We start from the raw sequence: 26,609 nt of genomic DNA on the forward strand, positions 1-26,609 counted from the left end.
GCGCTATGATACCTGTTTCCAAATAGGCTTAGCGTACTTCTGCCCTTCTGGGCCTAGGATAATCGGCTCTATGCCAGCTATTTCGCAGAGATATTTAAGCGCTCTAACATGGTTTCCGGCGACGCCGAGAATATGGTTGCATGGAAAAACCTCAATAAACTCATCGAAGCTACAGTGCAGTTTAGCGTGAACATGAGGCCACGTTGGGTTTGTCTGCTCATTTATCCTCCTCCGCTCTTCCGGAGGCAACTCAACGGCCTCGCCTTGCACAATAACCATATAGAGCCTATCCTCCCACAACCCAAGCCTAGCGAACGTTATCGGCCCAGGCGCGGCGTCGAACTCAACGGATGCGCCGCCAGCCTTAAAGTAGAATTCTAGGGCTGGGTGGAGGGTTACTTTCTTGAGGTTTTCTTTTGGATCCATGCTTCTCGAAGCATACCAGCTTGCGTGGTTGCCTGAGTTGCAGAAGTCCCATAGGTCTTTGTCCGGATGGTATAGGCGGACGTCCATGAATAGGACTGGAAGCCCGCCGCTAACGTATTTGAGCAGTTGCATTGTTACTGCTGCCAGGGAGTCGGCTTCTGTTGCGCAGACGGTTGGCTCTTTAGGTCCATTCCAGTCGTATGGGTCGTTCATAAGCATTTCGGCGACATCTGTTATACAAACATGCTCCGACAGCTCCCTCTGCCCCTTTATGCCGCAGAAGTCAAAGCCCATCTCCTCATTAATCGCTCTCATGGCTAAATATAGGCGTATCTGCTTCTTCAGGGTCTCAGGTATGAGCATCTTTCCATCATACTTTATTCTCTCACCGAGCATCTCAGTAAACCATTTCATAGCCTTCTCGACTTCCTTCTCGTCAACCTCCTTCATCCTCTCAACCAGAAGAAGCTGATCTATCTGGTAGGCGGTTACGCCGAAAGTCTTTATTATTGGGATTAGGTGGAAGTATCCTGTCTCCATACCCATCGAGTGCCCGCCATACATACCGTAAACCTCGTTCTGGATCGCCGTATATGCTTGAGCAGCCCTAACCCAATCTATAACCTTAGCCTGAACCTCCGGATCATTCATATCGCCGACTATTCTATGGGTTCTTAACCCAGCCTGCCGCAGCGCCCCGTCTGTAGCGAGTAAGCCAACGTTCCCGGGATATTTCCCGCTGTTGTTTGATAGGCAGAGGATCGGTTTACCTCTGCCAACGCTGTTAATGAATGGCCACACGAGATATGGGAAGTTCCAGACGTAGAAGCATAATATTATCTGCTTGCAGTTCGCTCGGGCAAGCTCCTCTCCAACCTTCTGAGCAACCCTAATGGATGTTATAGTGTCTGAGCCGACGACGACTTCCGGCGACGACCCATCAATGTTTTTAGCGCCCCTCCTAATGATTTCAGCCCATTTATGGACAACCTCCATGCATTCATCCCTGTTTGCCCTCCAGACATGCTCCCTCTCATCGTTGATTAGGGCTATACCTATAGGGGTACTCTTCACAAGTATTCCTCCATCAACAAAAATATTGTCTGAGCAAGATTAAAAAATTAATTAAACCCTCACTATATCTGAATAGTTAAGCACGAAGAATGCTGGGAAAGGAGGATCTTGAAGGCTAAGAGGATCTTTCAGGTCAATAACGTTTGCGCCCTCTGTGAGGAAACCTATCCAAGAAGCCTGCTTTACGTTTGCCATCGCTGTGGAATGACCTACTGCGGGAACTGTGTTCTCTTTGAGGGCGGCAAGACAATATGTTTAAGGTGCGCGGTTAAAGACGTGTCGCCTAAAGTCTCCAGAAACAAATACATGGAGCTCAGCGTGTTCCTCGCTAAAAAAGCCAAGTTTCTAAGTGAGTTAACGCTATCCTTCTCAGAGATAGAGGAGATTATAGGCGACAGGCTTCCGGATTCAGCCTACGAGCAGAAGGGTTGGTGGAACAATATTAGGGGACGCCTACCCTCAGAAGCTTGGCTGACAGTCGGCTGGATGGTTAAAGAAGTAAATTTGGAGGAAAGAATAGTTGTGTTTATTAGGGAAAAGCCGCCAACGCCAGCTAAAGACTATAATAGGGCGAATAGGCGCACAATGGAGAGAAACAAGCCATTTAAAACCCTAGCTCTGAAGGCTAGGGCGCGTCTCAGAAAACCGGGCAAAATATCTAAAACCAAGATAGCTATGCTGCAGGCGCGCCTAAAAAACATTGAGCGCGCCAAACAAGCCAAGAACAGAAAAAGGAAAATACATGGTGTTTAATTCTTCAACCCCACAGAGCGTGGGGAAAGATTAATTTTCGACATTCAATTATTGGTAGTTAAATTGATCGTCAAAAATGTTGAGGGCGGTTTTCATGGTTAAGGTCAAGGTTAAGTATTTTGGTAGGCTACGTGAGCTGCTGGGCGTCAAAGAGGAAGAATATGAGGTTGAGGGCGCCACCCTTGCAGACCTCCTCCTGAAACATATACCTAGCAGACACAGCGACGCCGCCGATGAGTGGAGGCAATCGATCTTCGTAACCATTAGGGGCGAGGTGGCTGTGAACAGGGAGGGGATCCCCGCGCTTAAAAACTACTTTATATTGGTCGGCGGCAGGAGCCCTGAAATAACCTACAGGCTTAAAGATGGCGACGAGGTGGCTATTCTCCCACCCGTTGGAGGCGGAAGATAATGAAAGTCAAGATATCGGAGAAACTCGATGAACTAAACAGTCTTTTAAGCGAGGTTAAGGGGGCATCTAATGAGATAGGTGCTGTTACAGTCTTTATTGGGGTCGTTAGAGGCGTGGGCAAGGATGAAGGAAAGGTCTTAAGGCTCGAATATGAAGCCTACGAGGAAGCCGCTAAAAAGGCTCTGGAGAATATAATTGAGGACTTGAAGAGGAAGTATGGGATAATCGACGCCATAGTTGAGCATAAGGTTGGGTCAGTTGGTGTCGGCGAGGACACCGTGTACGCTTTAGTAGCCTCAAAACATAGGGAGGAAGCCTTCAAATCCATAGTTGAATTAATTGAGAGATTAAAGCATGAAGTCCCAATATGGAAGAAGGAAGTGACCGAGAAAGGCTCACAATGGATAGAAAACCCATAAAACCATTAAGTGACAAATAGGTTGGAAAGACAAGCCTAAAAAAAGGCTCATATACTCAATAAATAAAATAAAAGAGAGGAGATTTCGGCTTAACCTCATGCCTTCTAGTCTTATATCTTATTTAACGGTTATCGTGAATTCGCCGATAGTGACGCCGCCTGCGGTTAGGGTGAATTTGTATTCGCCAGCCATGTCAACTAGGCACACAACGTTACCGGTCCATCCGGCTATGTCGCCGAGCTTGCTGACAGCCTCATCATACTCCATCGAATAAATATAAACCGTATATTCATCTCCGCTATCCGGCGTTCCATCCGGATCCATTGAGACTTCATTTGGGGCTACGATAAGATCATCCCCTGGATCAATCGTTTCTCCTAGAAATTCAAACCAGTCATTCCACATGATGCAGGTCCCTGGCCCGGAAACTGAAATGTATAGTTCGGCTAGATCGTAGTCTCCTCCAGAGCCATCTTCCGAATTTGTTTCAACCAAGCTGTCAGCCACGTATATGCCTATGTTAAAGTTTTTGCCCACAAAGGCCTTCTGCGGAAGCCTAACAACCAACCCACCATCCATAGCTATGAATTTTCCGAGCGGGGCTGCGAGCGTAGGCGTTACTGTTAGAGCTGCCAGTATGACCGCCATTATTATGGGTGCAATAAACTTTGTTTTCATCCAATAATTCTATCCAAGTAGGAGGAAGTATAGCCCCCGGTTAAACTGTCCAAAAGGCAGAAAAGGGAGCTCATATCTTTCATGAAGAGGCTGAGGGAGGAGCTTGGGGCCAGCGAGGTTTATCTTTTCGGCTCAAGGGTCTACGGCGTCCCATTAAAGGATAGCGACCTCGACATGATAGTTATCTCAGAGAAATTTAGGGAGCGGGGCTTCATTGAAAACATGGAGTTGCTTAGCAGGCTCTGGAATGGCTCCTTCACTATAGAGATGTTCCCATACACACCGGAGTAAATAAGGAGATATAATGGCAGAAAGATTATCGTGACAGAAGCGCTCGAGAAGGGTATAAAAATAGACCTAGACAAAATTGCTTAGGGAATTTCTTTTAAGAAAGCCCAAAAACATGCTTTCATATTATTTTTGTTAGAGAAGAGAAACAGCGTTAGGGGCTGGTGTGCTGGCCGTTCCCAACCTCTAGAGGCGGGTTACTTTAACCAGTAGTTTTTAATTGAGTCTTTCTCTAATGGCGGTTACTGGTAAATTCTTTTTCTGGTGTCTATTTTGGCGATAACTATGATTTTCTCTTGCTCATAAACTTTGAATAGCGCTCTATATTTTCCAACTCGTAGTCTGAATGTGTTTGCTTCGCCAGCGATCTTAACAATATCGAGTTGAATGTCTGGGAAGTCTTCCAATTGCTTAAGTTTATCGATTATGCGCCTCCTGTCTTCGGGGTTAAGTTCGCTCAAATATTCATGTGCTCTTCTGTGGAGAAGGATCCTAAATTTCGTCAAGGGGCTTCAGCTCACTGAAGCGCTTATCCTTAACTATTTTGTCAATCTCTTTTAGTAGCAGGTATTCTTCGGTTGTTAGGAATATGTCTTCGAGAAAGCCCTTAAGCTCATCAATCTTCTTACCGATCTCCTCAATCTTCTCAAGAACAGCCTCGCCCAAAAAGTTTCACCTAAAACAATGAAAATAAACATTACCCTAATAACATTTACCTCTCATTACCACTTTCAACTTTCTTACAGGGATAACGCCACTTTTCCGAGTTGAGAGAACTGTTTTCCCATGGTTTATGTGGGGATTAAGCACAAGAGGATCTCTCCCATATCAATAATGCTTGAATCCCCTTTGCTCAACCATGATTTCCTCTAAGCACTAGGAGTGATTTTCTAAATAATTTTCGCTTGAATTTAAAGTCTATGCTAATCTATTTTATTGTTTCTACTATAGCTGGCTTTTGCATCTTAGCTTTTTCTTTTTCCGCTATTTGTAGGGAGAGTTGCCTCTCATACTCAATGAGCATTTTTATGATTGGGTTCTCAAGGTTGACCTTATATAAGGTGGCGCGTCCAATTTTTCTTGATGCTACGACTAGGCCGAGCTCCTCTAAATCTTTAAAGTACTTATAAAATGTAAGCTTGCTCATTCCTAGGGCTTCCACTATTTCCTTCTTGGTGAAGTCGTTTAGCTTAAAGTCTAATAGGTAGTCTAGGATCCTAAGCTTTGGTGAGTTGCCTAAGGCTTTGATTAAGAGCGATTCACACTCCATTTTTTATCAAGTTATATCCTGTGAGTAAAGGCATATATAGTTAACTGTCAAAAGGTATCATTAGTGTACCTATATGAGAAGAGATTACTCTGACCACGAAGTTAAAGCTTTGATTTTAGATTGGCTGGTAAGGCATGGGAGGTGGGGTTCCCACTACTTCCCCATTGATACGCTTGTCAATAAACTTTCCCATGCTGTCAAAAACAACGGAAAGAGGATAAGAAAGTTTGTAAGAGAGCTCGTCAAAGAGAACTACCTACTACTTCATAAGGGAGGAGAAACCGTATCCTTAAACCCGCATAAAAACATAGATATTCTAGAATACATTAAAAAAGTTTTAAAAGTTTAATTGAATAGGATAAGGATAAACCTGGTTGTGATATTTTTCAGAGTCACTTTGGTTATATTGCTGACGGGGCATGTTAGGCATAGATTGCTACATTAAAAGGAGAGGTGGAGGCTATTAGTACCTTTGTTTTTGGAAGCCAAGAATAGGGGAATGTGCATGTAAAGCATTTGTTTGCAATTCTGGAAATTGCGGAAAAGTTTTTCAAGTGGAGAGCTTTGGAAAGCATTCAGATGTGTTTATGACAACTCGTGGAAATGGGTTGAAAGTTCTCCCAATAATCAAGTACCAACAAACTTTTGTTGCTCTGATGCTGATTGCACCGCATATAAATGCGACACTACTAACTACAGGTGTAAACAATCATGTATTAGTGATGCTGATTGTCAACCTGGTTATTACTGTTATTGCTATGTTTGCAGTTCTACTTTTACTTCAGCGGGCTGTGCAGCTGGTAAATGTTGTAATAGAGGTTATGGTGGAACTGGTATAGGAAGTTGCGTGGATGCTGGAAGTATCACTTCAGATAAAAAATATCTTTGCGATCCCCCAGAATGGGGAAGCAACGAGCTCAATCAAAAAAACCTAAGCAACAATACTATTTTTGATTTAATTTTCAATTTCTTCTTTCATTTCTTCCAGAGATAAATCTTCTTGGCTTGAGTTTCAGGAATCATAATATTTGGCCTTATAACTTGGTAAATTTCCGCATGCGCCAAGTAAGGCTCTACATTGGGATGTTGAGCCCCTTCTTCCAAATCTTTTTCCAAGCCATCAACACAACTGAATAAACAGAAAATGTTGCCATAACCAATTACAACATTCCCATATTCACCACTTTTTAAAGCATTCACTATATTGTCAGGAAGCGATGTTGCACCTTCCCAACCCCATGCTGTTTTTCCTTTATCTCCTATGTAATGAGCAGACTCAAAAGCAGGATGAGTGTAAGGCACTCCAAAAGCTTTAAACAAGAGCGGGAAAGCATACCTTTCACCTTCAAGTTCAGGCTCAGGAAATTCTCCAATCGCATGCAAATACCTTCCATAAGCATATATAACTCTAATCAAATCCCATTTGTCCCAAGTCCTGTTTAAAAACTCATCAATTGTTCCTGGCTGGCAAAAAGGCCATTTTCCGCTGAATTGCTTAACAGCATTTCTTAAGCCGTGTATTGCCCTGTCTTGAAGAAACATTTGAAAGCGTCCTCTCACTTCATCATATCCAAAGTAAGGATTTATTATTGGATTTTTGTGAACTTCTAATACTTCTTTATACCTTCTGTCCAAATCTTGAACGAAAAGCTTAGTCCCGTTTATTCCATAAACATATTTGTTGGTTTCTTTGTCGTAAGCTATGGCTGGCAAAGTTGCCAAATAAATCAAAGCAACGCTTCTGTTTGTTTTGTCTGAGATGTAATCTTTAAGCAAGTTAGAATCATGATAAGGAAATATTACACCAATCCCATCTCTTTCTAGCTTTGCTGGCAAATGTTTTTCTTCTCTAGTACCAGGTTTAATCCATTCAGCGTTTGGGCCGCATGGACTGTCAAAAATATCATAAGCTACTTCTTGAACCATCCTGTTTATCCATTCATACTTTTGAGGTTGAGGCAAAATTTCTGGCCTTTCTTTCAAAAGAATCTTTGGGAAAGATTCTTTTTGAATAAACCTCTAGATAAACCCTTCAAAATTTTAATGAATTGCTTCAGGGCTCTGCTCTCATCATTTATAACATAAACTTTCTTGAAGACTTTGGTGAACCTTCTAAGCTTAATTTCGCCCTTAGAATCAACCAGATTATTGCTAACAACTCCTTTAATCAAATCGCTCTTAAGAAAACCTTTCTCCTCAAGAGTACTCAGCCTTTTCCTTACAGCACTGTAGCATAACTCTTGATTGAAAACTCTTTTAAGATCCCTGTGATAGTCTGATATACTTGGCTCTAACCCCCCTAAACTTTGCTCTCAAAGCTAAAAGAATAAAGGGCTTATCCCTCCAATTCAAAGCATTCTCTATCTTCATGAAATCACTTAGAAAAAGAAGTTGAGACGTTAAGATTTTGTTTATCGATTAATAAAATTTCCGTAATCCGTAATTGGAGAGAAGGCTCATTAGCAGACATATTCCGGGTTTCACCCTGCTCCTTACCTCAACCCATTAACATTTTTAAAAGATTCTCTTAAACATGAATTTAAGATCCTTATAAAGTTCTTCGTCATCAAAACTCTTCCATGTGTTTAAAAAGAAGAGGTAAACGAATGGGTTTACTGGTGCGCAGAAATTCCGTCAGTGCCAAAGAGCCTTTTATAGCTAGAGTGGAATGCGGAGTTGAATCGAGTAGCCCTCGCTTTGGGTTTAATCATTCTGGTATTCTTTCAGGTTTTAACCTCTATGCTAGTTCAAGCGCTGGATTACGCTTGGAAAGATAATTTCAGTTACCAAAATCTGAATGAATCGCAGTCGGCAGAAGGTAGTGCAAACCGAAACGTACCGATTGCTATCATCTATGAAAACCCAAAATCGATGCATGCTAACTTGAAGATTCTCGGTATTAAATATGATGCATATGATAGAAGCAATTTAACTAACTTAAATATAGAAAACTACTCCATTATTCTCATCGATTATAATGTGGGAATTAGAGGCCAAGGTATTCAACCGTCCTTCGATATTACTGACTGGATACAAATCAATAAAGATGAGCTTATTAAATGGATTCACGAGGGGGGTCACTAATAGACTTCTCATCTGGAGAAGGCTTTGTCTTATTCGACTTAGTTGTGCAAGATGCACACAAAGAGGAAAACCTTAAGTGGATTAAAGAGGAAGACGCATTATTCCGGTCGCCAAACATATTCAAAAATGATAATTTCACGTTCATAATGTTTGCTGATGCCTATGTAATCGGTGGAGTAGACCTGAGTTCTTTTAATGTCATGGCAAATGGAACAGAGGGAGCTGTTATTCTCACTAGAAACATTGGCGATGGTAAAGTTTTACTTTGCACAATTGCACAGCATAGATCTATTTTTAGGCGAGGGTTCCTTGAAAACATCCTTTATTGGGCGGCCAAAGGCTCGGTTAGGAATGTGCCCTTCACAACACAAGAGCTTACTACAAAATATTTCAGGCTTATATACCCATCTTTCGCCCAATCCATCCCGGCGTTAAAGGAGACGTTAGATGTTATCTATGAGAGGCTTATATGGGTTGCAGGTCGCAAACCTTTTGATGGTGAAAGAATCACTCTAGACTTTACTAAAGATTTAGATTGGGATATGAAGATCTGGGCGGCTGGCATAGCTGGGAATCCAATTTATATTGATGTGTGGCAACTTCCTGAAGTGTTAGGAAACGACAGAGTTCTGAGTAGCATTATATACCATGAATTAGGGCACGTCATATTCGGTTGGGCAGACTTCCTTAAAGGTCCCTTCGGCGAAGCGTTCGCAGACATCGGCAAGTACTATGCTTTTGATATTCTTGGACTAAGGGAATGGTATAGCTTTGATGAGCAAATAGTCAAAAACGAATTGAAAAAATATGTTGAACAAGGCACAAAATTTACTGAGTTGACGAGTAGTGTAGTATCAGGTATTTTCTTAACACTTAAGGATCGGTATGGATGGAATATATTTAAATACTATTTTAAAATCGTAAATTCTTCCTCAATTAACTACGAGAAATTTCCTTACAATGAAAGGCTCAGCATATTCATATATTATCTAAGCGTATCTGCAGGACACGATTTAGTACCGACATTTAAAAATTGGGGCTTTCCCATAAGTTACTATTTCTCATTACCCACAATTAATGTGACTTCTATCTTTGCAATTGGAATACCAGGACCTTTATTAGCTTTAAATGTAGAGTCAGTCCCCATGGTTGCAGGAGACGATGACACGACACCAATCCCCTCGGTTGTCGCCATAGCATCTACTAAGGGTCAAGGGCGCATTATAGCCTTAGGACATGAAGGCTTCTTAACCAATGAAGCATTAGACCTCTTTGATAATAGAGAGTTTGGCAACAATTTAATAGACTGGTTAGACAAGCTGAATAAAAAGAAGGTTTTAGTCACGATGGGACATCGCGAAGTGTATGGTGGTGATAACTTCGATAACTTCAAAAGGGAACTAGAGAAACGTGGGTATATTGTCACAAGATTCTACGGAGAACTTACTACATCTGTCCTTACTGATGTAAGCATTGTTTTAATTGGTAATGCTTGGGGCGGTTTCTCTAAATTGGAAATCGATGCCTTAGAAAATTTTGTCGTTAATGGTGGTGGACTCCTTCTTATGGGATTAGGCTGGTCATGGAAGTCTCACAATCAAGGAAAAACTCTTGATGAATATCCAATGAATAGAATTGGAGAGATCTTTGGCATTCGGTGGATAGATGGCTATGTTTACGATCCTACAAATAGTTATAATGGATACCCTGTATTCCATACTTTTTATCCTAATATTGAGCTGCAAACATTCTCTTCAGTATTTTCATTTATTGAAAACGTTACAGGGGCTCATCCGAATGATCTTCCTTCCCTTCTACAAGATGATGTTATTATTCGTAATAAGTACATTAAAGCGCATCTGTTTCTCGCCACAGCTACAATAGAATTAAGTAATTCAAGTATACTGCGAAATGAAATATATAGCTTTTACAAGAATCTAATTAACTCTAACCCTCAATATTTCAAGAAATCTGTAGTCTATAATAAAGATGCTCAAAGCGTGATAGCTTGGGTTCGTGAACGAATATATCGGAGTTTTGTTGATGCATTACCACTAACTTCTGATAGGAAAGAGGAGATAGCTTCCACTATTGGGCTTACAGGGCGGTACTTAGACATTTGGAACGAATTCTCCGTGTTGCTTTTAGATAACTCTTATCTAAGTCAAAGACAGTTGGACTTTATATATAATTACCTTAGTTCAATTTCGAGAAAACTTCATAATCTTCGATCGATCTCCGTGGTGGATAACCTCGGCAAGCCTCCACCCTTTACCTTTGGAATCGACTATGTTTCATTATCTGGTAAGGATGGTAGCATTAACATCTTTGGACTTGATATAGGCATAATGCAGGAAAATGCATTCCCAAATGATGTTCCGCCAAAATATACAGATGTATTTTGTCTCGTAGTGGTTCATGAAATAAACCATGTTGTAGATAGCTATTACATCTCTCACGATGAATTTCTCAGAAACAGAAAGTATGAGCTCATAAAGCGAGCTGGAGACAACTCTATGAACTACCTAAGAAGCATGTTTCCTGGCGGCTTCTTCGTAACATATCCCCAAGAGTTCTTTGCTTCAATAGCGAACCAGTGGTTCTCTGATACTGTCTTAACACTAAAGTTGGCATTAGCTCGATTCGATAAAGGTTACAGGGAACCATTAAACCAATTCCTATTTTTTGCAGAAGTGTATTCCATGGGTGGCAGTATGGCTCCCTTCTATACTATTGATACGAAGGGGAACATCGTGAAAAGGGAGGTACCAATTGTTAGAGATGAAAATGGACGTATCATAGCAATAGTAGATAATGGAACTATGTACAGCTTTACCCTCGATGAACAGGGAAACGTAATTTCCTACTATATTGGCAAACCTATATTCACAGTCACCTTTGATCTTGAGCCCAGGATATATGGACTTACTATTGATGGCATACAGTATGAGGCCGAGAACCTACCTTTACATTTTAACTGGTTATATGGGTCTAAGCATTTAATCGAGATCCCTACCATAATTCAGACCCAGCCCAAAATCCGTTACGTCTTTAAAGGATGGAATGATGGAGAAACCTCTGAGAAAAAAATAGTAATTGTATCATCTTCAACCTCTTTTATTGCAAAATATGAAGTAGAATATTTGGTCTCGATATCATCGCCTTATGGCACTTCTTCAGGAGGTGGTTGGTATAAAGCAGGAACAAATGCAACACTCTCGATTAGCCCGACTATAATAGATTTTGGGAATAAGACAAGGCTTATCTTTGAACGTTGGACGGGAGATTTAACATCCGAAAATACATCTCTTACAGTTGAAATCAAATCTCCTATCGCTCTAAACGCTAACTGGAAAACTCAGTATTATCTCAATATCGTATCTCCATATGAGAAGACCATCAGTTCAGGATGATATGATAAGGGCTTAACAATTGTAGTAACTGTAAGTTACTTGGTTGAAGTGGCGCAGCAATTAAGATATATGGTTGACTCCTACATACTCGATGGGAAAGCTGTAAAAATACCACGAGCTGAATCTGGAACTTACTCTTTAACCGTAACTATGAATGCTCCTCACACAATAACTTTTAACTATACTATTCAATACTACTTAACTGTTAAATCTGAATATGGTAACCCTCAAGGTGAAGGATGGTATGATGCTAACTCAAAAGCAACCTTCTCGGTCTCACCAACGGCCATAGGTTTTCTTATCCAACAAGTATTTACTGGATGGAGCGGGGATTCAACAGCAACTTCTCCCTCTGCCACCATTGTAATGAATGGTCCAAAGATTGTTATAGCAAACTGGAAGACAGACTATACTCAACTTTACGTGACCATAATTGGAATTGTAGTTATGGGAACCATTTCCTTCATCGCGTTAAAACGAAGAAAGAGGGTTAAATAGGCAAAAGGCTTAATCATTTTTAAGACTTTCTTATCGGAATTATCGGCAATCTACACACTCGCAACCCATTTAGCTTCTTCAAGAAAAATTTAAACCATGAACTCTCAAATTCTCATCAACTCAGAAGTGCTTAGTCGATCCTACTTACCAGAAAAATCTTGCATAGAGAAAAGGAAAAGGTAGAATTAACAAATAATCTTAAAAATTTCATAAATACTTTTATTTGTGGACCCTGCGGTTCTGGAAAAACAACTTTAGTTAAGCACGTAATACATAATCTTAACAAGAAAGTAAGTGTTGCATATGTGGATTGCTCTATATTCCAAACTACTTACAGTATACTAAAGGAGATTCTTCCAAGAAGTGAGTTCGTTCTTTATAGAAGCAACTATGAGCTAATCAAAGAACTCTTGAAATACGCTAAGGAAAGAAAGTTTGCTGTTTGCTTCGATAACTTTGAAAAATTGAAGGAAAAAGATCTAATCGCAAGGCTAATGAGCCTAAACCTTTGTGTTATTTTGATTTCAGATAATGAAGAGAACATTTCTCTCTTAAGTGAAAGCGTTAGGTCAAACATCCCAAGCATCATAAGACTTCAAGCTTATACAACTGAGCAAAGCTTCGATATTCTTAAAGATAGAGCAGAGAAAGCGTTAGCCAAGGGGAGCTATACAGATGCAGTAATTAAGAAAATTGCTGAGAAAATTAAGGGTAATCTCGCTTTAGGAATCAACACGTTAAAAGTTTCCGCTCTAAAAGCTGAAAGCGAAAACAAGAATGCGATAGAAGAATCTGATGTTCAAATCAATAATGATTGCCCAATAAAGTTAAATCAGGATGAGAAAGTCCTTTTGAAAATCTTAGAAGAGCGGAAGAGCTTACCAGCGAGTAGATTATACGACTTCTACATTCAGAGTACAAGACATCCGAAAAGTGAGAGGTCTTTCAGAAATTACATGGAGAGCTTATGTTCAAAAAATTTAGTCAGAGCGATTGGGGAGAAGAAGGGAAGGATCTACGAAATCGTTGGTGTTAATGTTAAGAGTAATGCTTGAATGTAAGAATGTGAGAAGTGAAAAAGTTGCGAAGTATCTAGCTAAGCTTACTGATGGCTTTAGCCTTTGGATGCATGATAATTCTGTTTACGCTTTGTTCGATGTTAATTCATTGATTGAGTTAAAGGAGATAGGTAAAAGGTTGAAGCGTATTAGAGGCGTTGAGTTTAGGTTCATTAAGATAAGGAGTTTACAAAATTCTGAGGCTTTAGGTGTTTGAATTGGATGTAAACTTAGCGCAGAGAATATCCAGAATTTGTGAGTTGCTTAAGCAAGGTTACAAAGAATTGGAAGAAGCGAAAAGGGACGGGAAAGAAGCTATTCCCTAAATTCTTAACTATCGATTATTAACCCAGACGGGGCATTTAACTGATAGTTATATAAATGGGGATTAGCTAATTTTAATAGTGGTTGACACAATTCATAATTTCTCAAAGCAGCTGGAAAGATTAGAATTAAGGTTAAGCAAGCAAGAAAGCTTGAGCAAGAGAAATAGGAAGATGCTTCAAGATTTCGCTAGCTTTTTGATAGCTTCTGGCATATCAAAAGGGAGGGTTGCAAAATATCTCAGCCATCTTCTTAGCATATCAAAGCTTCTCAATAAAGACTTGGATAAGATTGAAAAAGAAGAGTTGATAAAGGTTGTTGGTGAAATAGAAGGAAGTGAAAAATATACGGCTTGGACTAAGCATGATTACAAAGTAACTTTAAAGAAGTTTTATAAGTGGCTGTTGGGAGAGCAGGAAGGAAGAAATTTTACAGATTGGTTTAAAGTAACAGTTAAAAATAATAACAAAACGCTGCCTGAGGAACTTTTAACACCAAGCGATATTGAGAAGCTAGCTTCAGCTTCCACCAATTTGAGGGATAAAGCCTTTGTTTTAGCTTTATATGAGTCTGGAGCTAGAATCGGCGAATTCCTGCCGATAAAAATCAAGCAGATAGAGTTTGATAAGCATGGTGCTCTACTAACTCTTCATGGGAAAACTGGCTCTAGGAAGATTAGGCTGATAACTTCTGTCCCAGCTTTAATTCAATGGCTTGACTCACATCCATATAAAAGCGATAAAGAAGCGTTTGTTTGGATTAAGATGAAGTTTAATGATGGAAATGAAATGATAACTTATGCTGAAGCATGCAAGATTTTAAGGGAACTTGCTAAAAAAGCAAATTTGAATAAGCCTGTTAATCCGCATCATTTTCGCCACTCAAGAGCTACTGAGCTGGCTAAGCATTTGACTGAAGCTCAACTTTGCGAATACATGGGGTGGGTTCAAGGAAGTGATGAAGCCTCAACTTACGTTCATTTAAGCCAAAGAGATATAGAGTCAGCGATACTGAAAATGCATGGGATTAAGGTTGAAGAAGAGAGGGAAGTAGAGTTTAAACCCATAGTCTGCCCAAGATGTAGGAGAGAAAACTCTCCAGGCAGCAAGTTTTGCTCTTTATGTGGATTAGCCTTAGACTTAAAGACTGCAATTGAGCTTGACTCTAAGATGGAGGTTATAACAGATTTGTTCGTGGAAATGCTTGAAGACCCTAAAAGCAGGAGGGTGATAATTAAGGAAGCGTTGAGAAAAGGGTTAAAGGATAAGCTAAAGGGACTATAAAGGCTATTGTCCTGTCGGAATTCTATTGTAAAATTAATTATTTGAATTTATGCCGAATAATAGTTAATAGCGACTCAATTTTATGATGAAGGTATGAAAGTTTTCTGAAACTTCAGTTGTTATTGATGGAATAATCGCTTAAACTTAAATAGTTATCACCTTTTAAGCTTCTGTTGTGGATTAATGGGCATCACTAAGAACATTAAGAAGTGGATTCATGAAGAAAGGAAGAGAATTGAAGGCCTGCTAAAAGAAACGCTGATAATTGTGGTTCTTCTTGGAGCTGGTGGAAAAGGAGTTGAGAAAAGAAGGGAAATAGCCAAAAAGTTAGAGGAAAACGGAGTAATTGCACTTATACCTGAAGATGATTTCGCTCCAGATATTGCTCCAAGCCTAATAGAAGAAGCAGTTTTTAAAGAGGCTGACGTAGATTTAATTTTCATTAACGTTGAATCATGGGGTTCAGCCACAGAGTTTGCTCAGTTTTATGATAAAGCGATTATCGCACCCAAACTCAGAATATTAACTCATTATAAGTATCATCCAATCTATGGGAGTTCTCATAGCTACTTGACAGACCTCTACCTATCATTCATGGCAAAACATGGGCACGTTTACGCTTATGGTGAAGAAGATAATTTTCCAGACCCGGAGAAAATAATCTTGGTTTTATCACTTCGTTACAAGTTCCTTAAAGCTTTGGGAAGGGTTTAGGTAAAGATTTATTTACCTGTTAAAACTATTTTTACTTGATTAAGATGGAAGAATTAAGAAGAATGCTCAAAATATATAGCGTATTAGACAACGATTACAGACTTAACATTCTGTTTACCATAGCTGATGAGCCAGATATATCTTTCAACGATATTGCGAGAAAAACTGGGATTGAAAAAGGACTTTTGGCTTATCACCTTGGAGTATTAAAACATGTGGGCTTAGTTGAGATAGAATATTCAAAGAGGAGCAAGAAAATAACGAAGTATAAGCTTACAGATGAGGGAAAGAGAGTTCTGGAAAAGCTGAAGTTAGCAGAAAAACCTGCTAATTTATAGCGGAATTTCTATCGGAACGAAAATCACTTGAATTTATTCCATTAAAAATTAATCATGAATTGTAGTGGCGATTCAATTATCTACAATGAAATGCCTTTAACAGAAGCTTTCATTCCAAGCAGGCTTTTGCATAGAGAAGGACAGCTGAGAGAGTTGGAGAGATGTCTTAAGCCTATTTTGAGAGGAAGTTTAATAGAAAATGTTTTTCTCGTTGGCCCTCCGGGTACTGGTAAAACAACTTTGGTGAAATGGGTTCTTGAAAGCTATTTCAAAGAGATTTCATGCTACATTAACTGCTGGAAGTATAGGAGCACGCATGAAGTCTTAAAGGAAGTTTTGCTTAGCTTTCAGATTCCAGTGCATGGGAGAGAGCCGACAGGCGAACTCATAGATAAAATTGAGAATCTAGCTAAGAAAAAGAGGCTTATAATATGCTTAGATGAGGTTGATCAACTAGAAGACTTTGATGTTCTCTACATTCTTTCAAGGAACAGGTTTGGATTAATTCTTGCTTCAACAAGATACCATGCTCTAATAAATTTACCGTCGAGGATTAAGAGCAGCTTGGCGCTGACTGAAATAGAGTTTCCAGCATACAAGCCAGATGAGCTTTACGATATTTTAAAAGATAGGGTTCAGTTCTCCTTCAAGCCCAATTCAATAAGCAATGAATTAATTAGAATAATTTCTGTCATGGCTGAGGGAGACGCAAGAGTTGGGCTTGAAATCTTGAGAAGGGCGGGAAAGAAGGCTGAGGATAAAGGCTTAAGTAAAGTTACGATCGAAGAGGTTAAGCAGGCTGCAAAGGAAGCAAGAAGGCTGAAGGCTTCTTTCTTCCTCTCAAAGCTGAATGAGCATCAGAAGATAATTTACGAAATACTTGGAAAAAAGAAGAGAATGCCATCAGGCCTACTTTACAGAGAATATTGCAAGATGGTTAAAAACCCTGTTGTTGACAGAGCCTACAGAAATTACATGAAGAAGATGGTTGATATGGGATTGGTAAAAGTTGAGGGATTTGGAAGATGGAAAGTTTATGAAATAATTAGCTAGTCTTATCTTCGTATTACCTTGAATGTTCTTCAACTCATCTATAGCGGTCTTCATGGCTTAAATGAATGTGTAATTCATAACAAAGTATAATACTAAAAAGTCAAGATTTCCTAACGGTTAGTTTAACGAAGCATTTGGCTAACTTGCTTTACCAAGTGGGTTGTCGAAGGGATATCTTTCAACGATATAACACGTAAAGTGTTAGTGGGTTTTAACTTTGTACCATCATAAGAAAGAATTATTTTGTACATTTTCACAGAAGGATATTTTTCTTTTATCTTGAGAAGGAGATTCTCAGAGATGTTAAGAAAATCCTTAACATCATTATAAGTGGTTTCATTAAATTTACATTCAATAGCTATTAAGGAGTTATTTATTAAACCAAGAACATCTATTTCTCCATTTTCTCTATCTCCCACACCTATACCGGCATACTCTATGCTTGTATACACACATTTTTCTTCTCTTTCCCCGATACCCATCCCGATGAGTTTTACACCATTCACCATCCTCATGATATGTGATGCATATATCTCTAACAAATGACCATTAATTATTCCTTCCATGAGTTTTCCAGTAATCGATGCTAAGAAGAATTTAAAATCAAACTGCGACCCGCAACTACATTCATCATTTTCATCAAATCTATTTGTCAAAATTGTCCTTCCACATTCAGAACAAAATAACATGCATTCATTCTTTGGTTCTAAAAAGTTCTGGCTTAAAGCTGCTTTTAAAAATTCATTAATTCTCCTTATTTTATGATCGTCTGTTTCAAGCGCTTCATACTGTTCAAAAAAGGAGTATGCAAATTCTCTTAAGTAATGTGATCCTGAAACTGTTGCTAAAATTTTTGATTTCAGTTTCGTGAAATCAAAATGAGGGGGGTCAACTATGACTAAAGGCTTTGGTCTTCCCTTCCAATAAAAGAGGATGTCCCATGCCTCTATATACTCAGATAAAAGTTTTATAAAAAGTTGAACTCTCTGGTCTAGTTCTAAAGTCGCCTTTCTTCTATCTATTTTTAGCTGAAGAGATTTGATTGTTTCTTCTATGTCTTCCTTCATCTTTATACCACCAAATAGGTAAAGTCTTGCGTAATTTCCACTTCTCTTGTGATCTCAGCTATGTTCTGAGAAATATTCAGTTCTGGAGGATACTTGCTTAAAGTTACTGGTGCTATCCAATTTAAGAAAGTCCTATCATAGTATTCCCTTACTATCTCTTTAATCTCTGCTTTTGATTCTAACAACTCAACCCTTATATGCATTAGTTTAGCAGTTCCTTGTTTGATACCAATTTCTGGGTGACCTGAAACACAAATTAACGCTTCTTGGTCATTCTTAATGATAACTAAACCAGAATCAACATTCAAGATAGTATTATTTTTGATTTTAAATAGTCTGTATATGTCTTCTTCGACCGTGATGAAATCTATCTGTTTATTTTTCCAATACTCGGTTTCCTTAATTTTATTTATGAACCCCTTAAGAACTATTATTTCATTTTGTTTAAGATGCCCCTTCTTATAAATAACCATTCTTTGAAATGGAATTTCAGAAGTCTTATCGCGAACAAAATTGAATAACTTTTGTAACATCTCTTCCGAAAGATAATCTGTAGCTTTGCTGAGTGGTAGATGCTTTTGGTGAACAAATTTTCCTTGAGCATCGCATATAGCGAGAACGCCTACCGCTTTTCTAATTTCTGAATCTTTTACTTGCATTGAAAAGCCGATTCCACAGTAGACTGTTTTAGCTGCCTTATATGATGGGTATCTTAAGATCCATGGGGGTTCATGTGGTTTAAGAGATTTTACATACAAATGCAGTGCAAATCCTCGTAGCAACGGTAAATCTCTCTTCATTATTCTTTCGAATTTCCCAATTTTGATGTGTTGATCTGGGATTCTCCATGAATTGTTTATGATGCTTTTTATGATATAATATATGAGATGTTGATAGTTTGGTTCCACGAATATAACAATTGATGTTGATGAATCTTGTTTAGGGATCGAAATGGGTTCAAGTTTACTTTTCATTTTTTCCTCAATTTTTGGATATCTCTCATTCAAAATTGTTGAGCTATAAGGTATTCGAACCCCCTCGGAAGCATACTCTAAAGTTCCAAAAATGCTGTCATAAGTTCTTTTCAATGCTATTAAAAATTCTTCACATTCTCTTTCAGAGATAAATGATGGACATATAATTTTAGGTATAAAAATTGCTTTATTTCCAGCGTAGCCCCCGTACTTGAAAATAGCTCGTGTATCAGTGCTTTGTTGTCTTATATCCTTCTGCGAAAAGACCAAACGTGGAGGAAGTAACCTACAAGATGATTTGAAAATTTCTTTAATTTCATCTAGACTTGCCATATCTTCTTTAAATTCTATTTTACAAAATGGTGTTTCCACATATGGCATGCAATATGCTATAAACCATTCTCTTATTTTCTCATATCTTTCTTGCGGAGAAAGCGTAGGAGCCTCTTTCATCATAAATCCTATATTATGTTCAATCCACTTTTTCTCAAAACATAATGTCTCAAGTGGATAGGAAAAAGGCTTTCCTTGTTTGAACGATATTTCAGCCATACCTGTTTTTGTTGTTAAATCAAGATTATATTTGTTCTTCCAGTAATTTCTTATCTCGTCTGGTATTCGCTCTTTCAAATCGATTTTACTGATTTTTCCTTTTCGTTTTGTAGGCAATACGCAGATATCTCCAATAAGATGAAGTATTTCTTCGGGTGTTTCCACACCTAGAGATTCGATCCATTTATCCATGGTGAGGAATTGTACGTAAGTCGGATCTATCCAGAGTATGAATTTCGAATTATTGATCTTGTTAACTTTAATATTGAATCCATAGAAAATTGTAAGAGGAAAATTCAGTTGACCAATAGTCACTTTTTTAACTTGCCGTCTTGAAAAATCAATAAATTTAGGTTGATCTCTTATTTTGATCAACTTTTTAGAAATAAAATAATCAGATAATATTTTAGTTAACAAATACTCGAATTCACTTACTTCTAAATCAGAGATATTTATCCTCTTTGCTTCATCTACGAGATTAAAGTTGTTCTCTTTAATGAAACTTATTATGTCGTTCTCTGGCTTTCTATCAAGGAAGAATGTGACTCTATCATAGTGAAGGTTATAAATGCAATTATATCCACTATTAACAAGCTTCTCAACAAATTTTTTAATGAGCACATATTTTGCACTAAAATCTTGTTTAGTTACGTATTCGCTACTTGAAATAGAAAATATCCAGACACTTCCTTCTAGTGCCCCAATATAACCGTTAACTAGTATGCGCTCTGAGATTGCAATTTCTCTTCTTTTCTGGGAATATTCTAACGTATCTGCTAATTCATTCTCTAAAGATTTGATATATTCTTTTCGTTTATCATCTTCAATTAAATCACGTATTCGCATGGCTTGATATTTTATTTCATCAGCAAATTTTAAGGTAGGTAAAATATAATTAAGATGAACTCTCCCACTAGGTGTTAATTTAATCTCACCATTTTCAGCCATTAAAAAACCTTCTTCAATACCCTTCTTTACGAGAACTTCAAAACCAAGCTCATTTATAAGCTCTTTACGAATAATGCTGCTCAAGAGAATTCTAGCAGCATATTTCCAAATTCCCCTAAGCTTACCATCAATAAGGCTAGTTATGTAAAGTAGATAATTCAAGTCTTCATTTTCATCTGACATATCAAACTATTATTTAAAGTAAGCATTAATATAAAAGTGTTCATAAGTAATCCTCGGGCTTATACTTAGTCTAGTATGCCAGTATAGATCTCATAGCATCTTTGACATCAACTCAATGATTCTGTTTTCTGATCAGAAACTTTCCATTTCTTAATTCTCTTACTATTTCCCAGCCTTCCTCTACATGCTGAACAAGTTCTTTCTCTTCGATTATTTTACTTCTATATGGCTTTTCATCGCAATCTGTATCTTCGTTCCTACGCTTGACAATCCTTGATTCTAAAGGTTTTATTCCCAACTCTTCCCTAATGATTCTTCCTAAGGCCTCCATTTCATCCAGCTCAGGCTGCTTTTCACGAACCTTCTGAATTTTCACCTCAATATTCTCTATTCCAAGAGTTTTCGCGAAAGCCTTTATCATCTCAATCCTCGCTTCCTTCGTCATTTGGCCGGCTGGCGCCCAATTGAGCCTCATATATCTTTGAGCTAGCAATTCTACGTTAGCGTTATGGTATGGTGCCTTTGCTCCTGGAAGCCTATGTCCCATCAGGTATTCCTTGTCGTCTTCAGCCATCTGCCCCCCATCAACATATCCCATGTCAAGAACAGCTCTGAAGGTTTTCCTTAAAGAGTGGGCTCTCACATTCCTCCACCCCTTTATTCCAGCTTTTTTCGCAGCCTTCTTCACGATTCTAGTTAAATGCCATTGGCTTATAGGCTCCCTAAGCCTCTCATGTAAGCTTAAGCTTCTAGATTCAGATGGGAAGAGGAGCTCATCATCTTGGATTCCACCATACTTCTCCTTTCTCCAATTAATGTATTGTCTAAGGGCCTCTGAAGCCTCAGCACCAAAGAAAGTCCAGTAGTCAACATCCTCTTTACAAGCGTCTGGAAGAACATTCCTCAACTCACTTGTAACATGAACCCTTATGGGGATAACACCGCTTTCTATCTGATCCTTCAGCATGCCATAAGTCAAAGCCCTCAAAGCACTATTCCTAAGCCCAGACTGAAAGAGGCAGAGGATTATCGCCCTCCACTTCAAGTCGCAAACAGAAGCCATCTTATACACTTCCTCTTTAGTCGGCACATACTCAGGCCTCTTCATGGCTTTGTAGGAAGCGTCGAGATCAAGCTCCTCAACCTTAAACTTGTTAGCCTTTAAAAAGCTCCGCAGGGCCTTCATAGCATTCAAAGCTGTACTCTTCTTACCCTCATCACTCCACTTGTCACAGAAAGCCTGAACCATCTCAACAATCTCATCCTTAGGCAACTTAATGAAATCATCCGGAGAAAGATTCACAAACTGAACAAACCAGGCTAAAAGCTTAAAGTAAGCCTTCATCGTTGAGAGAGAGCCCTTACGCTGCAAGCTCCTTAACCAACGTTGAACGCTAACATACTCAGAATTCTTCCATTCTTCATCTAGCTTAAGTATCTCCTCGAAGAACATTTACCATCAGGATAACTAAAAATGATCTTGTATTTAAATGTTACCCACCTTAGGGGGCTGGTGTGCTGGCCGTAACCCGCCTTCTGTTCTAGACGGCATTCAACTGAACGGGCTACCCGCGCCTCACGCAGCCTTCATAGGCGCCTACTTGCCCTTTCACCCCGCGGGACGGCCGTTTCACCGCTCCCACTAAGCCTACTCGGCGACTTAGCACGCCTCAGCGTCACTGGCTTAGTGGGCGTTCCGTTTCTGTTCCGGAGCCGGGGCTCTCGCCCCACGCCTTGCGGCGTTGCGGGCTGCGTGGTGGGCGGAGTTTCCTCAGGCGCATAGATGCGCCCGAAAGCCGTCCGCCAGCTCACCAGCCCAAAAATATATTGGCTTAACTTTCGGATAAGGGTTTTGCTAGTAAAAAACTACTTTATATCTTGTGGATTCGCGGATGAACTTTGTTATTGCGCCTGTTGACCCGCATATGGGGCATTTTGACCGGTCTCCGCGTAAGGTTTTATGGCAGTTACTGCAGTATACGACTGCTGTGTCGAAAGCGTACAGCGGTATTTTGAAGCTTCCTACAATTTTCTTTGACAGTGATAATAGTTCTTCTGGGGTATGCTCCTCCACCGGTATTTTAATGAGGTGGCTTCCAGAGAAGAATGGATGTAGCCGCTCCTCTATGCTTAGGTATTTTTCTAGCGGGATGTCGGCGGCATACAGTAGACTGCTTAAGTCGCTGTAATACGGCTTGTCTTTAGTGCCGCTAACATTCACTTCAGCTAAACCATAATGCTCTACATCTAAAGCCGCCATCCTCCTTGAAGCCTCGCTATCCAATATTAGGGATAAAGCGCAGCGCATCTCTCTTCTCTTCGAGAAATCGCTGGTAGTCTTCATGAGGTACGAGGACAATTCCTCGGCGAATTTTAGCGGTCCATCCCCCTCATAAATCGCGTTTCCAGTTGCCAGCTTAACGGTCTCATTCAACCCAGCTACGCTTATCAGAAAAAGCGAATTATTTAGCCTGCAATACGGGTCTCTTCTCCCGCCATAGTGTAGGAATGGCAGTAAACCCTCATATGCGCGTTGCCTTATCGTTAAATACTTTATCTCCAGCGCTCTAATAGCTTTTTCCAGAAAATCGTATATGTTGCCGAAGAAAACTTCCCTATTGCCCCTAGACTCGTAGAAGGCTCTTGGAAGATTAACTGTGACGCTGCCCACGCATCCAACCCGAATGGTGTCGAGCTCCCAATCCCTTCTCCAATCGTCTGAAAACCTTTCCCCAGTAGCTAGGTAAGACGCCCTCTCCTCAACCTCAGAAAACATGTTTGCGAAGTATGGGAGACCGTAGGTCGCAAGCGAATGAGCATTATAGAGAATGCTTTCCCCCTCACTGGAGCTCAAGCTTTCAGGACGGATCTTAACTATTAGGCTGGGATTAAACATGACTTTAGACTTACATATTTCGCTTAAGGCCTCAATGATCAGCGACGCTAAAGTTAAGCTCTCCTCAGCGAAATCGCGATAGGCTTCAAGGACGTCTCCCCCCGGACCTATAGCCTTATATTCGGATAAGAATTCAGGCATACTCGTCTCGATGCCTATTGACACCCCTATCGGAACAGTTAAATTAACTGAGGAGATAAAGAGCGCAATTTCATCTTTAATCTCATCCCTCGATAAGCCTCTAATGAACGGCGCCAAGAAAACGTTGAAGTGCTCTAAGCCCTGCTCATACGATACTTCCGCGGATGCAAGCCTCAGAATGTTCGTCACAAGATTTAGCGCTGCCCTTAAGCTTTTAGGCGGCTGAATAGGCGTGTAATCAGAGTACTGCTCCTTAAACACTAGGCCATACTTTAGAAAGAACCTTAAGTCATGCACGAAGCTATCCATCTTTAGAACCCAGCACGCGAGATTGTTTAAGTTTAATGCGCCTGAGAGATGCGCATCCGCAATATCCCTTGGAAGCGTGTTTAAAAGCGTGTATTCTTCAATAACGCGGTTACCGGCTGCTAAACGTATAGCTTCAACATTCGCAGACAGCGAACTCATAAACTTTATCAGTTGCGTCACATCGTAAACCGGAAGCCCCAGACGCGTCAGCTTATGCCTATATTCCTCTAGGCCGCGTTCTATGAGAAGCGCATTCACAAACTCCCTAATTAATGGGGCCGTCAAGTACTTTGTGTCGAGCTTAAGTAAACGCTCTTCAGCCTCCCTAGATATTTTTTGGGCTAAATCCGATGGGACCCCTGCCTCCCTAACCAATGACTCAGCGATTTTATTCCTGTCGAAAGGTTCAATTGCCAAACGTGATGTTCTTACAAGCATCCTTCTCCTAGAGGCTCTCTCCTCAAGCCGGCTTGCGAAATCAACTAGAGACTTACCTATATCGGTTAACACGTATTTTTTCGATTCCACATCAGGCTCTATGAGATCCATACTTAAAAGAACCTTAAGATGATAGGCAAACCTACCAGCATCCTTGGTTGGGCTCAGCTTTAAAAGCTTCATGATCTCCGTGTAGGATAGGGGGCCCCTATCAAACAGCAATTTAAGTATGTTTAATCTTAGACTTGACGATACAGCCTTTAGGACTCTAGTGCCGGTTCTTTTACTTGATGGAGGCAAAATGCACGACCCAAACAGTATTATCTTAAATCTCAGATTTAAAACTTAATCTCTAAGCGAAATAATTCTCGATTCTTTTTGCTCCCGATCGCTTCTATGGCTTCTCAACACGCTTCTCAATATGCCTAGGAGTTTAGGTGTAAGGACTGGTTAAAAGCCTTTATTTTAGAAAAACCTCTATCAGAGCTGATTAAAACTTAGGTAGAGTGACGTGTAGTGGGCGAGAGAAAGGTTGCATGTGTTGGGGTTGGGCTTATAGGTCATAGCTGGGCAACTCTTTTCGCTTGGAAGAGATGCAGCGTAACCTTATATGACGTAAATAGAGCGCAGTTGGAGAACGCTCTAGAGAGGATAAAGAACAACTTGCTTTTACTTGCAAAGCACGATATCCTTAAGGATGATGTTAATGAGGTGCTTAAGAGAATCGAGGTGAAGAGCGATTTATCCGCCGCCGTGGCAGAAGCCGACTATATTCAAGAATCAGTTGTTGAAAGCTACGAAGTTAAAAAACATGTGTTTAGAGAAATAAGCGAGTTCTGTAAGCCAGAGGCGATAATTGCAAGCAGCACCTCCTCGTTAAGAATGACTGAGATTCAGAAAGCAGCCATAAATCCCGAGAGATGCGTAGTTGCCCATCCGTGGAACCCCCCGCACTTAATGCCACTAGTAGAGATAATTCCGGGGGAAGCAACCTGTAGAGAAGTGGTGGAGTGGACGCGAAAATTTATGGTTTCTTTGGGAAAGGTTACCGTTGTACAGAAGAAAGAAACTATTGGAAGCATAGGAAACCGCTTAGCTGCGGCTCTTTGGAGAGAGGCGATAAATCTTGTTAACGAGGGTGTGGCGGATCCTGAAGAAATAGATAAGGCTGTGTCAGCTGGCCCTGGGCTTAGATGGAGCATAGTTGGCCCTTTCCTCAGCTATTATCTAGGTGGCGGTAAGGGCGGTATAGAGTATTTTTTGTCTCATCTTGGAGGGGCTATGGAATCTAGGTGGAAGACTCTGGCTAAATGGACTGAACTCTCGGAGGAAATGAGGGAGAAAATTATCGGGGGAATGAAGAGCTACAGTATACTCAACGAAAAGACTTATGAAGACATGGTTAGGTGGAGGGATGAAAAAACAATTCAGGTCTTAAAGACCCTTTATGGAGACGTTAACTGTCAACTATTCTTCCACGAATAGCTGAAGCGTCTTAGTCTCGCTGTCGAATCTTTTCTCCATATCTATCTTTGCGAGCTCCATAATTACTATTTCGGCGAAACCGAAGACAATGCATCCGTCCAGAAGGTGGCCGCCTACAACTTTCACTTCTCCATCCTCAACATACGATAGCGTAGCGTGTGCATGAACCTCCTGTGCGCCTTTAACCGTGTAAATTATGCCGGAAAGCCCCAGTATTTCAAGCGGCTTCTCTAATACGATGAAAGCTCTGTTAGCGTCCGTTATCGGATACTCCTTGGGAAAAGACTTGCAGTTGCGAAGATGCGCCTTTCTCAGAAGACCGGCGGCAGACAATATTACCCCGGCTTTAAGATCTTCTTTCTGGGCGATATCTCTTAACGCGGGTAATAAATCCGCGTCGGGTCTAAGCCTTACAACAAATATTCTTCCACCCTGCGCCATTCTTGCTAAGTATTTCAATTTTCACACCTCAAGCCTCAAATATATTGTCCTTAAGAACAATATTTGTCTTAAACAGCTGGTAAGTTACTT

General features: G+C 40.0%; 27 protein-coding genes and 1 other RNA gene. 15 read left to right on the forward strand and 13 right to left on the reverse strand.

Annotation, left to right across the window (positions count from 1 at the left end):
• Positions 1-3 precede the first annotated feature (3 nt).
• Positions 4-1,500: an L-fucose/L-arabinose isomerase family protein gene (locus QXR61_04980; GenBank protein MEM3757297.1), complete on the reverse strand. Its 1,497-nt coding sequence runs from the start codon at positions 1,498-1,500 to the stop codon at positions 4-6.
• A gap of 108 nt (positions 1,501-1,608) precedes the next feature.
• On the opposite strand from QXR61_04980, the gene QXR61_04985 reads away from it, so the two are divergent.
• From QXR61_04985 to QXR61_04995, 3 genes are all read left to right on the forward strand, one after another.
• The gene (locus tag QXR61_04985; GenBank protein MEM3757298.1) at positions 1,609-2,253 is read left to right on the forward strand and encodes a hypothetical protein; all 645 of its coding nucleotides are present in this window, start codon (positions 1,609-1,611) and stop codon (positions 2,251-2,253) included.
• 94 nt (positions 2,254-2,347) lie between these two features.
• Positions 2,348-2,665, forward strand: coding sequence for a MoaD family protein (locus QXR61_04990; protein MEM3757299.1), 318 nt, complete (start codon positions 2,348-2,350; stop codon positions 2,663-2,665).
• Positions 2,665-3,084, forward strand: a complete 420-nt coding sequence (locus QXR61_04995; GenBank protein MEM3757300.1) for a molybdenum cofactor biosynthesis protein MoaE — start codon at positions 2,665-2,667, stop codon at positions 3,082-3,084. Before QXR61_04990 ends, QXR61_04995 begins: the two co-directional genes overlap by 1 nt.
• A gap of 117 nt (positions 3,085-3,201) precedes the next feature.
• On the opposite strand, the gene QXR61_05000 is transcribed toward QXR61_04995, so the two are convergent.
• Positions 3,202-3,762 carry a hypothetical protein gene (locus QXR61_05000; GenBank protein ID MEM3757301.1) on the reverse strand — a complete coding sequence of 187 codons (561 nt, stop codon included), beginning with the start codon at positions 3,760-3,762 and terminating at the stop codon, positions 3,202-3,204.
• 81 nt (positions 3,763-3,843) lie between these two features.
• Here QXR61_05000 and QXR61_05005 point away from each other — a divergent pair, with 81 nt between their 5' ends.
• A complete protein-coding gene (locus QXR61_05005; protein ID MEM3757302.1) occupies positions 3,844-4,053 on the forward strand; it encodes a nucleotidyltransferase domain-containing protein in 210 nt (69 codons plus the stop codon).
• A gap of 239 nt (positions 4,054-4,292) precedes the next feature.
• Here the strand turns inward: QXR61_05005 and QXR61_05010 are convergent, their stop codons facing one another.
• From QXR61_05010 to QXR61_05020, 3 genes are all read right to left on the reverse strand, one after another.
• Positions 4,293-4,556 (reverse strand): type II toxin-antitoxin system RelE/ParE family toxin, encoded by a 264-nt coding sequence (locus QXR61_05010; protein MEM3757303.1) that lies wholly within the window; start codon positions 4,554-4,556, stop codon positions 4,293-4,295.
• Positions 4,543-4,716 carry a hypothetical protein gene (locus QXR61_05015; GenBank protein MEM3757304.1) on the reverse strand — a complete coding sequence of 58 codons (174 nt, stop codon included), beginning with the start codon at positions 4,714-4,716 and terminating at the stop codon, positions 4,543-4,545. Before QXR61_05015 ends, QXR61_05010 begins: the two co-directional genes overlap by 14 nt.
• A 262-nt stretch (positions 4,717-4,978) precedes the next feature.
• The gene (locus QXR61_05020) at positions 4,979-5,320 is read right to left on the reverse strand and encodes a winged helix-turn-helix domain-containing protein (protein MEM3757305.1); all 342 of its coding nucleotides are present in this window, start codon (positions 5,318-5,320) and stop codon (positions 4,979-4,981) included.
• A 73-nt stretch (positions 5,321-5,393) separates the two neighbouring features.
• Here QXR61_05020 and QXR61_05025 point away from each other — a divergent pair, with 73 nt between their 5' ends.
• Complete coding sequence (locus QXR61_05025) at positions 5,394-5,669, forward strand: hypothetical protein (GenBank protein MEM3757306.1); 276 nt, start codon at positions 5,394-5,396, stop codon at positions 5,667-5,669.
• A 626-nt stretch (positions 5,670-6,295) separates the two neighbouring features.
• On the opposite strand, the gene QXR61_05030 is transcribed toward QXR61_05025, so the two are convergent.
• Positions 6,296-7,303 carry a hypothetical protein gene (locus QXR61_05030; protein MEM3757307.1) on the reverse strand — a complete coding sequence of 336 codons (1,008 nt, stop codon included), beginning with the start codon at positions 7,301-7,303 and terminating at the stop codon, positions 6,296-6,298.
• A complete protein-coding gene (locus QXR61_05035) occupies positions 7,300-7,491 on the reverse strand; it encodes a hypothetical protein (GenBank protein MEM3757308.1) in 192 nt (63 codons plus the stop codon). Before QXR61_05035 ends, QXR61_05030 begins: the two co-directional genes overlap by 4 nt.
• Before the next feature lie 505 nt (positions 7,492-7,996).
• Between QXR61_05035 and QXR61_05040 the strand changes: the two genes are divergently transcribed.
• From QXR61_05040 to QXR61_05080, 9 genes are all read left to right on the forward strand, one after another.
• Positions 7,997-8,404 (forward strand): hypothetical protein, encoded by a 408-nt coding sequence (locus QXR61_05040; GenBank protein ID MEM3757309.1) that lies wholly within the window; start codon positions 7,997-7,999, stop codon positions 8,402-8,404.
• Complete coding sequence (locus QXR61_05045) at positions 8,380-11,817, forward strand: hypothetical protein (GenBank protein MEM3757310.1); 3,438 nt, start codon at positions 8,380-8,382, stop codon at positions 11,815-11,817. Before QXR61_05040 ends, QXR61_05045 begins: the two co-directional genes overlap by 25 nt.
• Positions 11,818-11,886: 69 nt before the next feature.
• Positions 11,887-12,315, forward strand: a complete 429-nt coding sequence (locus QXR61_05050; protein MEM3757311.1) for a hypothetical protein — start codon at positions 11,887-11,889, stop codon at positions 12,313-12,315.
• 158 nt (positions 12,316-12,473) lie between these two features.
• Complete coding sequence (locus QXR61_05055; protein MEM3757312.1) at positions 12,474-13,370, forward strand: AAA family ATPase; 897 nt, start codon at positions 12,474-12,476, stop codon at positions 13,368-13,370.
• Positions 13,363-13,590, forward strand: a complete 228-nt coding sequence (locus tag QXR61_05060) for a hypothetical protein (GenBank protein ID MEM3757313.1) — start codon at positions 13,363-13,365, stop codon at positions 13,588-13,590. The genes QXR61_05055 and QXR61_05060 overlap by 8 nt, the downstream gene beginning before the upstream one ends.
• Positions 13,591-13,849: 259 nt before the next feature.
• Positions 13,850-14,980, forward strand: coding sequence for a site-specific integrase (locus QXR61_05065; protein MEM3757314.1), 1,131 nt, complete (start codon positions 13,850-13,852; stop codon positions 14,978-14,980).
• Between the two features lie 183 nt (positions 14,981-15,163).
• Entirely contained in the window at positions 15,164-15,694 is a 531-nt protein-coding gene (locus QXR61_05070; GenBank protein MEM3757315.1) for a hypothetical protein, read from the forward strand.
• A gap of 44 nt (positions 15,695-15,738) precedes the next feature.
• Positions 15,739-16,032, forward strand: coding sequence for a winged helix-turn-helix domain-containing protein (locus QXR61_05075; protein MEM3757316.1), 294 nt, complete (start codon positions 15,739-15,741; stop codon positions 16,030-16,032).
• A 90-nt stretch (positions 16,033-16,122) separates the two neighbouring features.
• Positions 16,123-17,085 (forward strand): AAA family ATPase, encoded by a 963-nt coding sequence (locus QXR61_05080; protein ID MEM3757317.1) that lies wholly within the window; start codon positions 16,123-16,125, stop codon positions 17,083-17,085.
• Between the two features lie 122 nt (positions 17,086-17,207).
• Here the strand turns inward: QXR61_05080 and QXR61_05085 are convergent, their stop codons facing one another.
• The 5 genes from QXR61_05085 to nrdD form a co-directional block, all read right to left on the reverse strand.
• Positions 17,208-18,152 (reverse strand): hypothetical protein, encoded by a 945-nt coding sequence (locus QXR61_05085; GenBank protein MEM3757318.1) that lies wholly within the window; start codon positions 18,150-18,152, stop codon positions 17,208-17,210.
• A gap of 2 nt (positions 18,153-18,154) precedes the next feature.
• Positions 18,155-20,809: a hypothetical protein gene (locus tag QXR61_05090; GenBank protein ID MEM3757319.1), complete on the reverse strand. Its 2,655-nt coding sequence runs from the start codon at positions 20,807-20,809 to the stop codon at positions 18,155-18,157.
• 112 nt (positions 20,810-20,921) lie between these two features.
• Positions 20,922-22,262 (reverse strand): site-specific integrase, encoded by a 1,341-nt coding sequence (locus tag QXR61_05095; GenBank protein MEM3757320.1) that lies wholly within the window; start codon positions 22,260-22,262, stop codon positions 20,922-20,924.
• A gap of 60 nt (positions 22,263-22,322) precedes the next feature.
• Positions 22,323-22,621, reverse strand: an RNA gene (gene rnpB, locus QXR61_05100) — RNase P RNA component.
• Between the two features lie 43 nt (positions 22,622-22,664).
• A complete protein-coding gene (nrdD, locus tag QXR61_05105) occupies positions 22,665-24,893 on the reverse strand; it encodes an anaerobic ribonucleoside-triphosphate reductase (GenBank protein ID MEM3757321.1) in 2,229 nt (742 codons plus the stop codon).
• Between the two features lie 216 nt (positions 24,894-25,109).
• Here nrdD and QXR61_05110 point away from each other — a divergent pair, with 216 nt between their 5' ends.
• Positions 25,110-26,078 (forward strand): 3-hydroxyacyl-CoA dehydrogenase family protein, encoded by a 969-nt coding sequence (locus QXR61_05110; protein ID MEM3757322.1) that lies wholly within the window; start codon positions 25,110-25,112, stop codon positions 26,076-26,078.
• Here QXR61_05110 and QXR61_05115 read toward each other — a convergent pair.
• Positions 26,061-26,537 (reverse strand): DNA-binding protein, encoded by a 477-nt coding sequence (locus QXR61_05115; GenBank protein ID MEM3757323.1) that lies wholly within the window; start codon positions 26,535-26,537, stop codon positions 26,061-26,063. The two genes, QXR61_05110 and QXR61_05115, sit on opposite strands and share 18 nt — an antisense overlap.
• Positions 26,538-26,609 lie beyond the last annotated feature (72 nt).

Source organism: Candidatus Bathyarchaeia archaeon (assembly GCA_038882715.1).
In the GTDB taxonomy this organism is placed as follows: domain Archaea; phylum Thermoproteota; class Bathyarchaeia; order Bathyarchaeales; family DTEX01; genus DTEX01.

Excerpts from the sequence above, each read along its gene's own strand:
- QXR61_05005 (MEM3757302.1), top strand. The coding sequence starts at position 3,844 with ATGAAGAGGCTGAGGGAGGAGCTTGGGGCCAGCGAGGTTTATCTTTTC.
- QXR61_05070 (MEM3757315.1), top strand. The coding sequence starts at position 15,164 with ATGGGCATCACTAAGAACATTAAGAAGTGGATTCATGAAGAAAGGAAG.
- QXR61_05090 (MEM3757319.1), bottom strand. The coding sequence starts at position 20,809 with ATGTCAGATGAAAATGAAGACTTGAATTATCTACTTTACATAACTAGC.
- QXR61_04995 (MEM3757300.1), top strand. The coding sequence starts at position 2,665 with ATGAAAGTCAAGATATCGGAGAAACTCGATGAACTAAACAGTCTTTTA.
- QXR61_05080 (MEM3757317.1), top strand. The coding sequence starts at position 16,123 with ATGCCTTTAACAGAAGCTTTCATTCCAAGCAGGCTTTTGCATAGAGAA.
- QXR61_05050 (MEM3757311.1), top strand. The coding sequence starts at position 11,887 with ATGGTTGACTCCTACATACTCGATGGGAAAGCTGTAAAAATACCACGA.
- QXR61_04990 (MEM3757299.1), top strand. The coding sequence starts at position 2,348 with ATGGTTAAGGTCAAGGTTAAGTATTTTGGTAGGCTACGTGAGCTGCTG.
- QXR61_05095 (MEM3757320.1), bottom strand. The coding sequence starts at position 22,262 with ATGTTCTTCGAGGAGATACTTAAGCTAGATGAAGAATGGAAGAATTCT.
- QXR61_05020 (MEM3757305.1), bottom strand. The coding sequence starts at position 5,320 with ATGGAGTGTGAATCGCTCTTAATCAAAGCCTTAGGCAACTCACCAAAG.
- QXR61_05045 (MEM3757310.1), top strand. The coding sequence starts at position 8,380 with ATGGATTCACGAGGGGGGTCACTAATAGACTTCTCATCTGGAGAAGGC.
- QXR61_05000 (MEM3757301.1), bottom strand. The coding sequence starts at position 3,762 with ATGAAAACAAAGTTTATTGCACCCATAATAATGGCGGTCATACTGGCA.
- QXR61_05075 (MEM3757316.1), top strand. The coding sequence starts at position 15,739 with ATGGAAGAATTAAGAAGAATGCTCAAAATATATAGCGTATTAGACAAC.
- QXR61_05085 (MEM3757318.1), bottom strand. The coding sequence starts at position 18,152 with ATGAAGGAAGACATAGAAGAAACAATCAAATCTCTTCAGCTAAAAATA.
- QXR61_05060 (MEM3757313.1), top strand. The coding sequence starts at position 13,363 with ATGCTTGAATGTAAGAATGTGAGAAGTGAAAAAGTTGCGAAGTATCTA.
- QXR61_05025 (MEM3757306.1), top strand. The coding sequence starts at position 5,394 with ATGAGAAGAGATTACTCTGACCACGAAGTTAAAGCTTTGATTTTAGAT.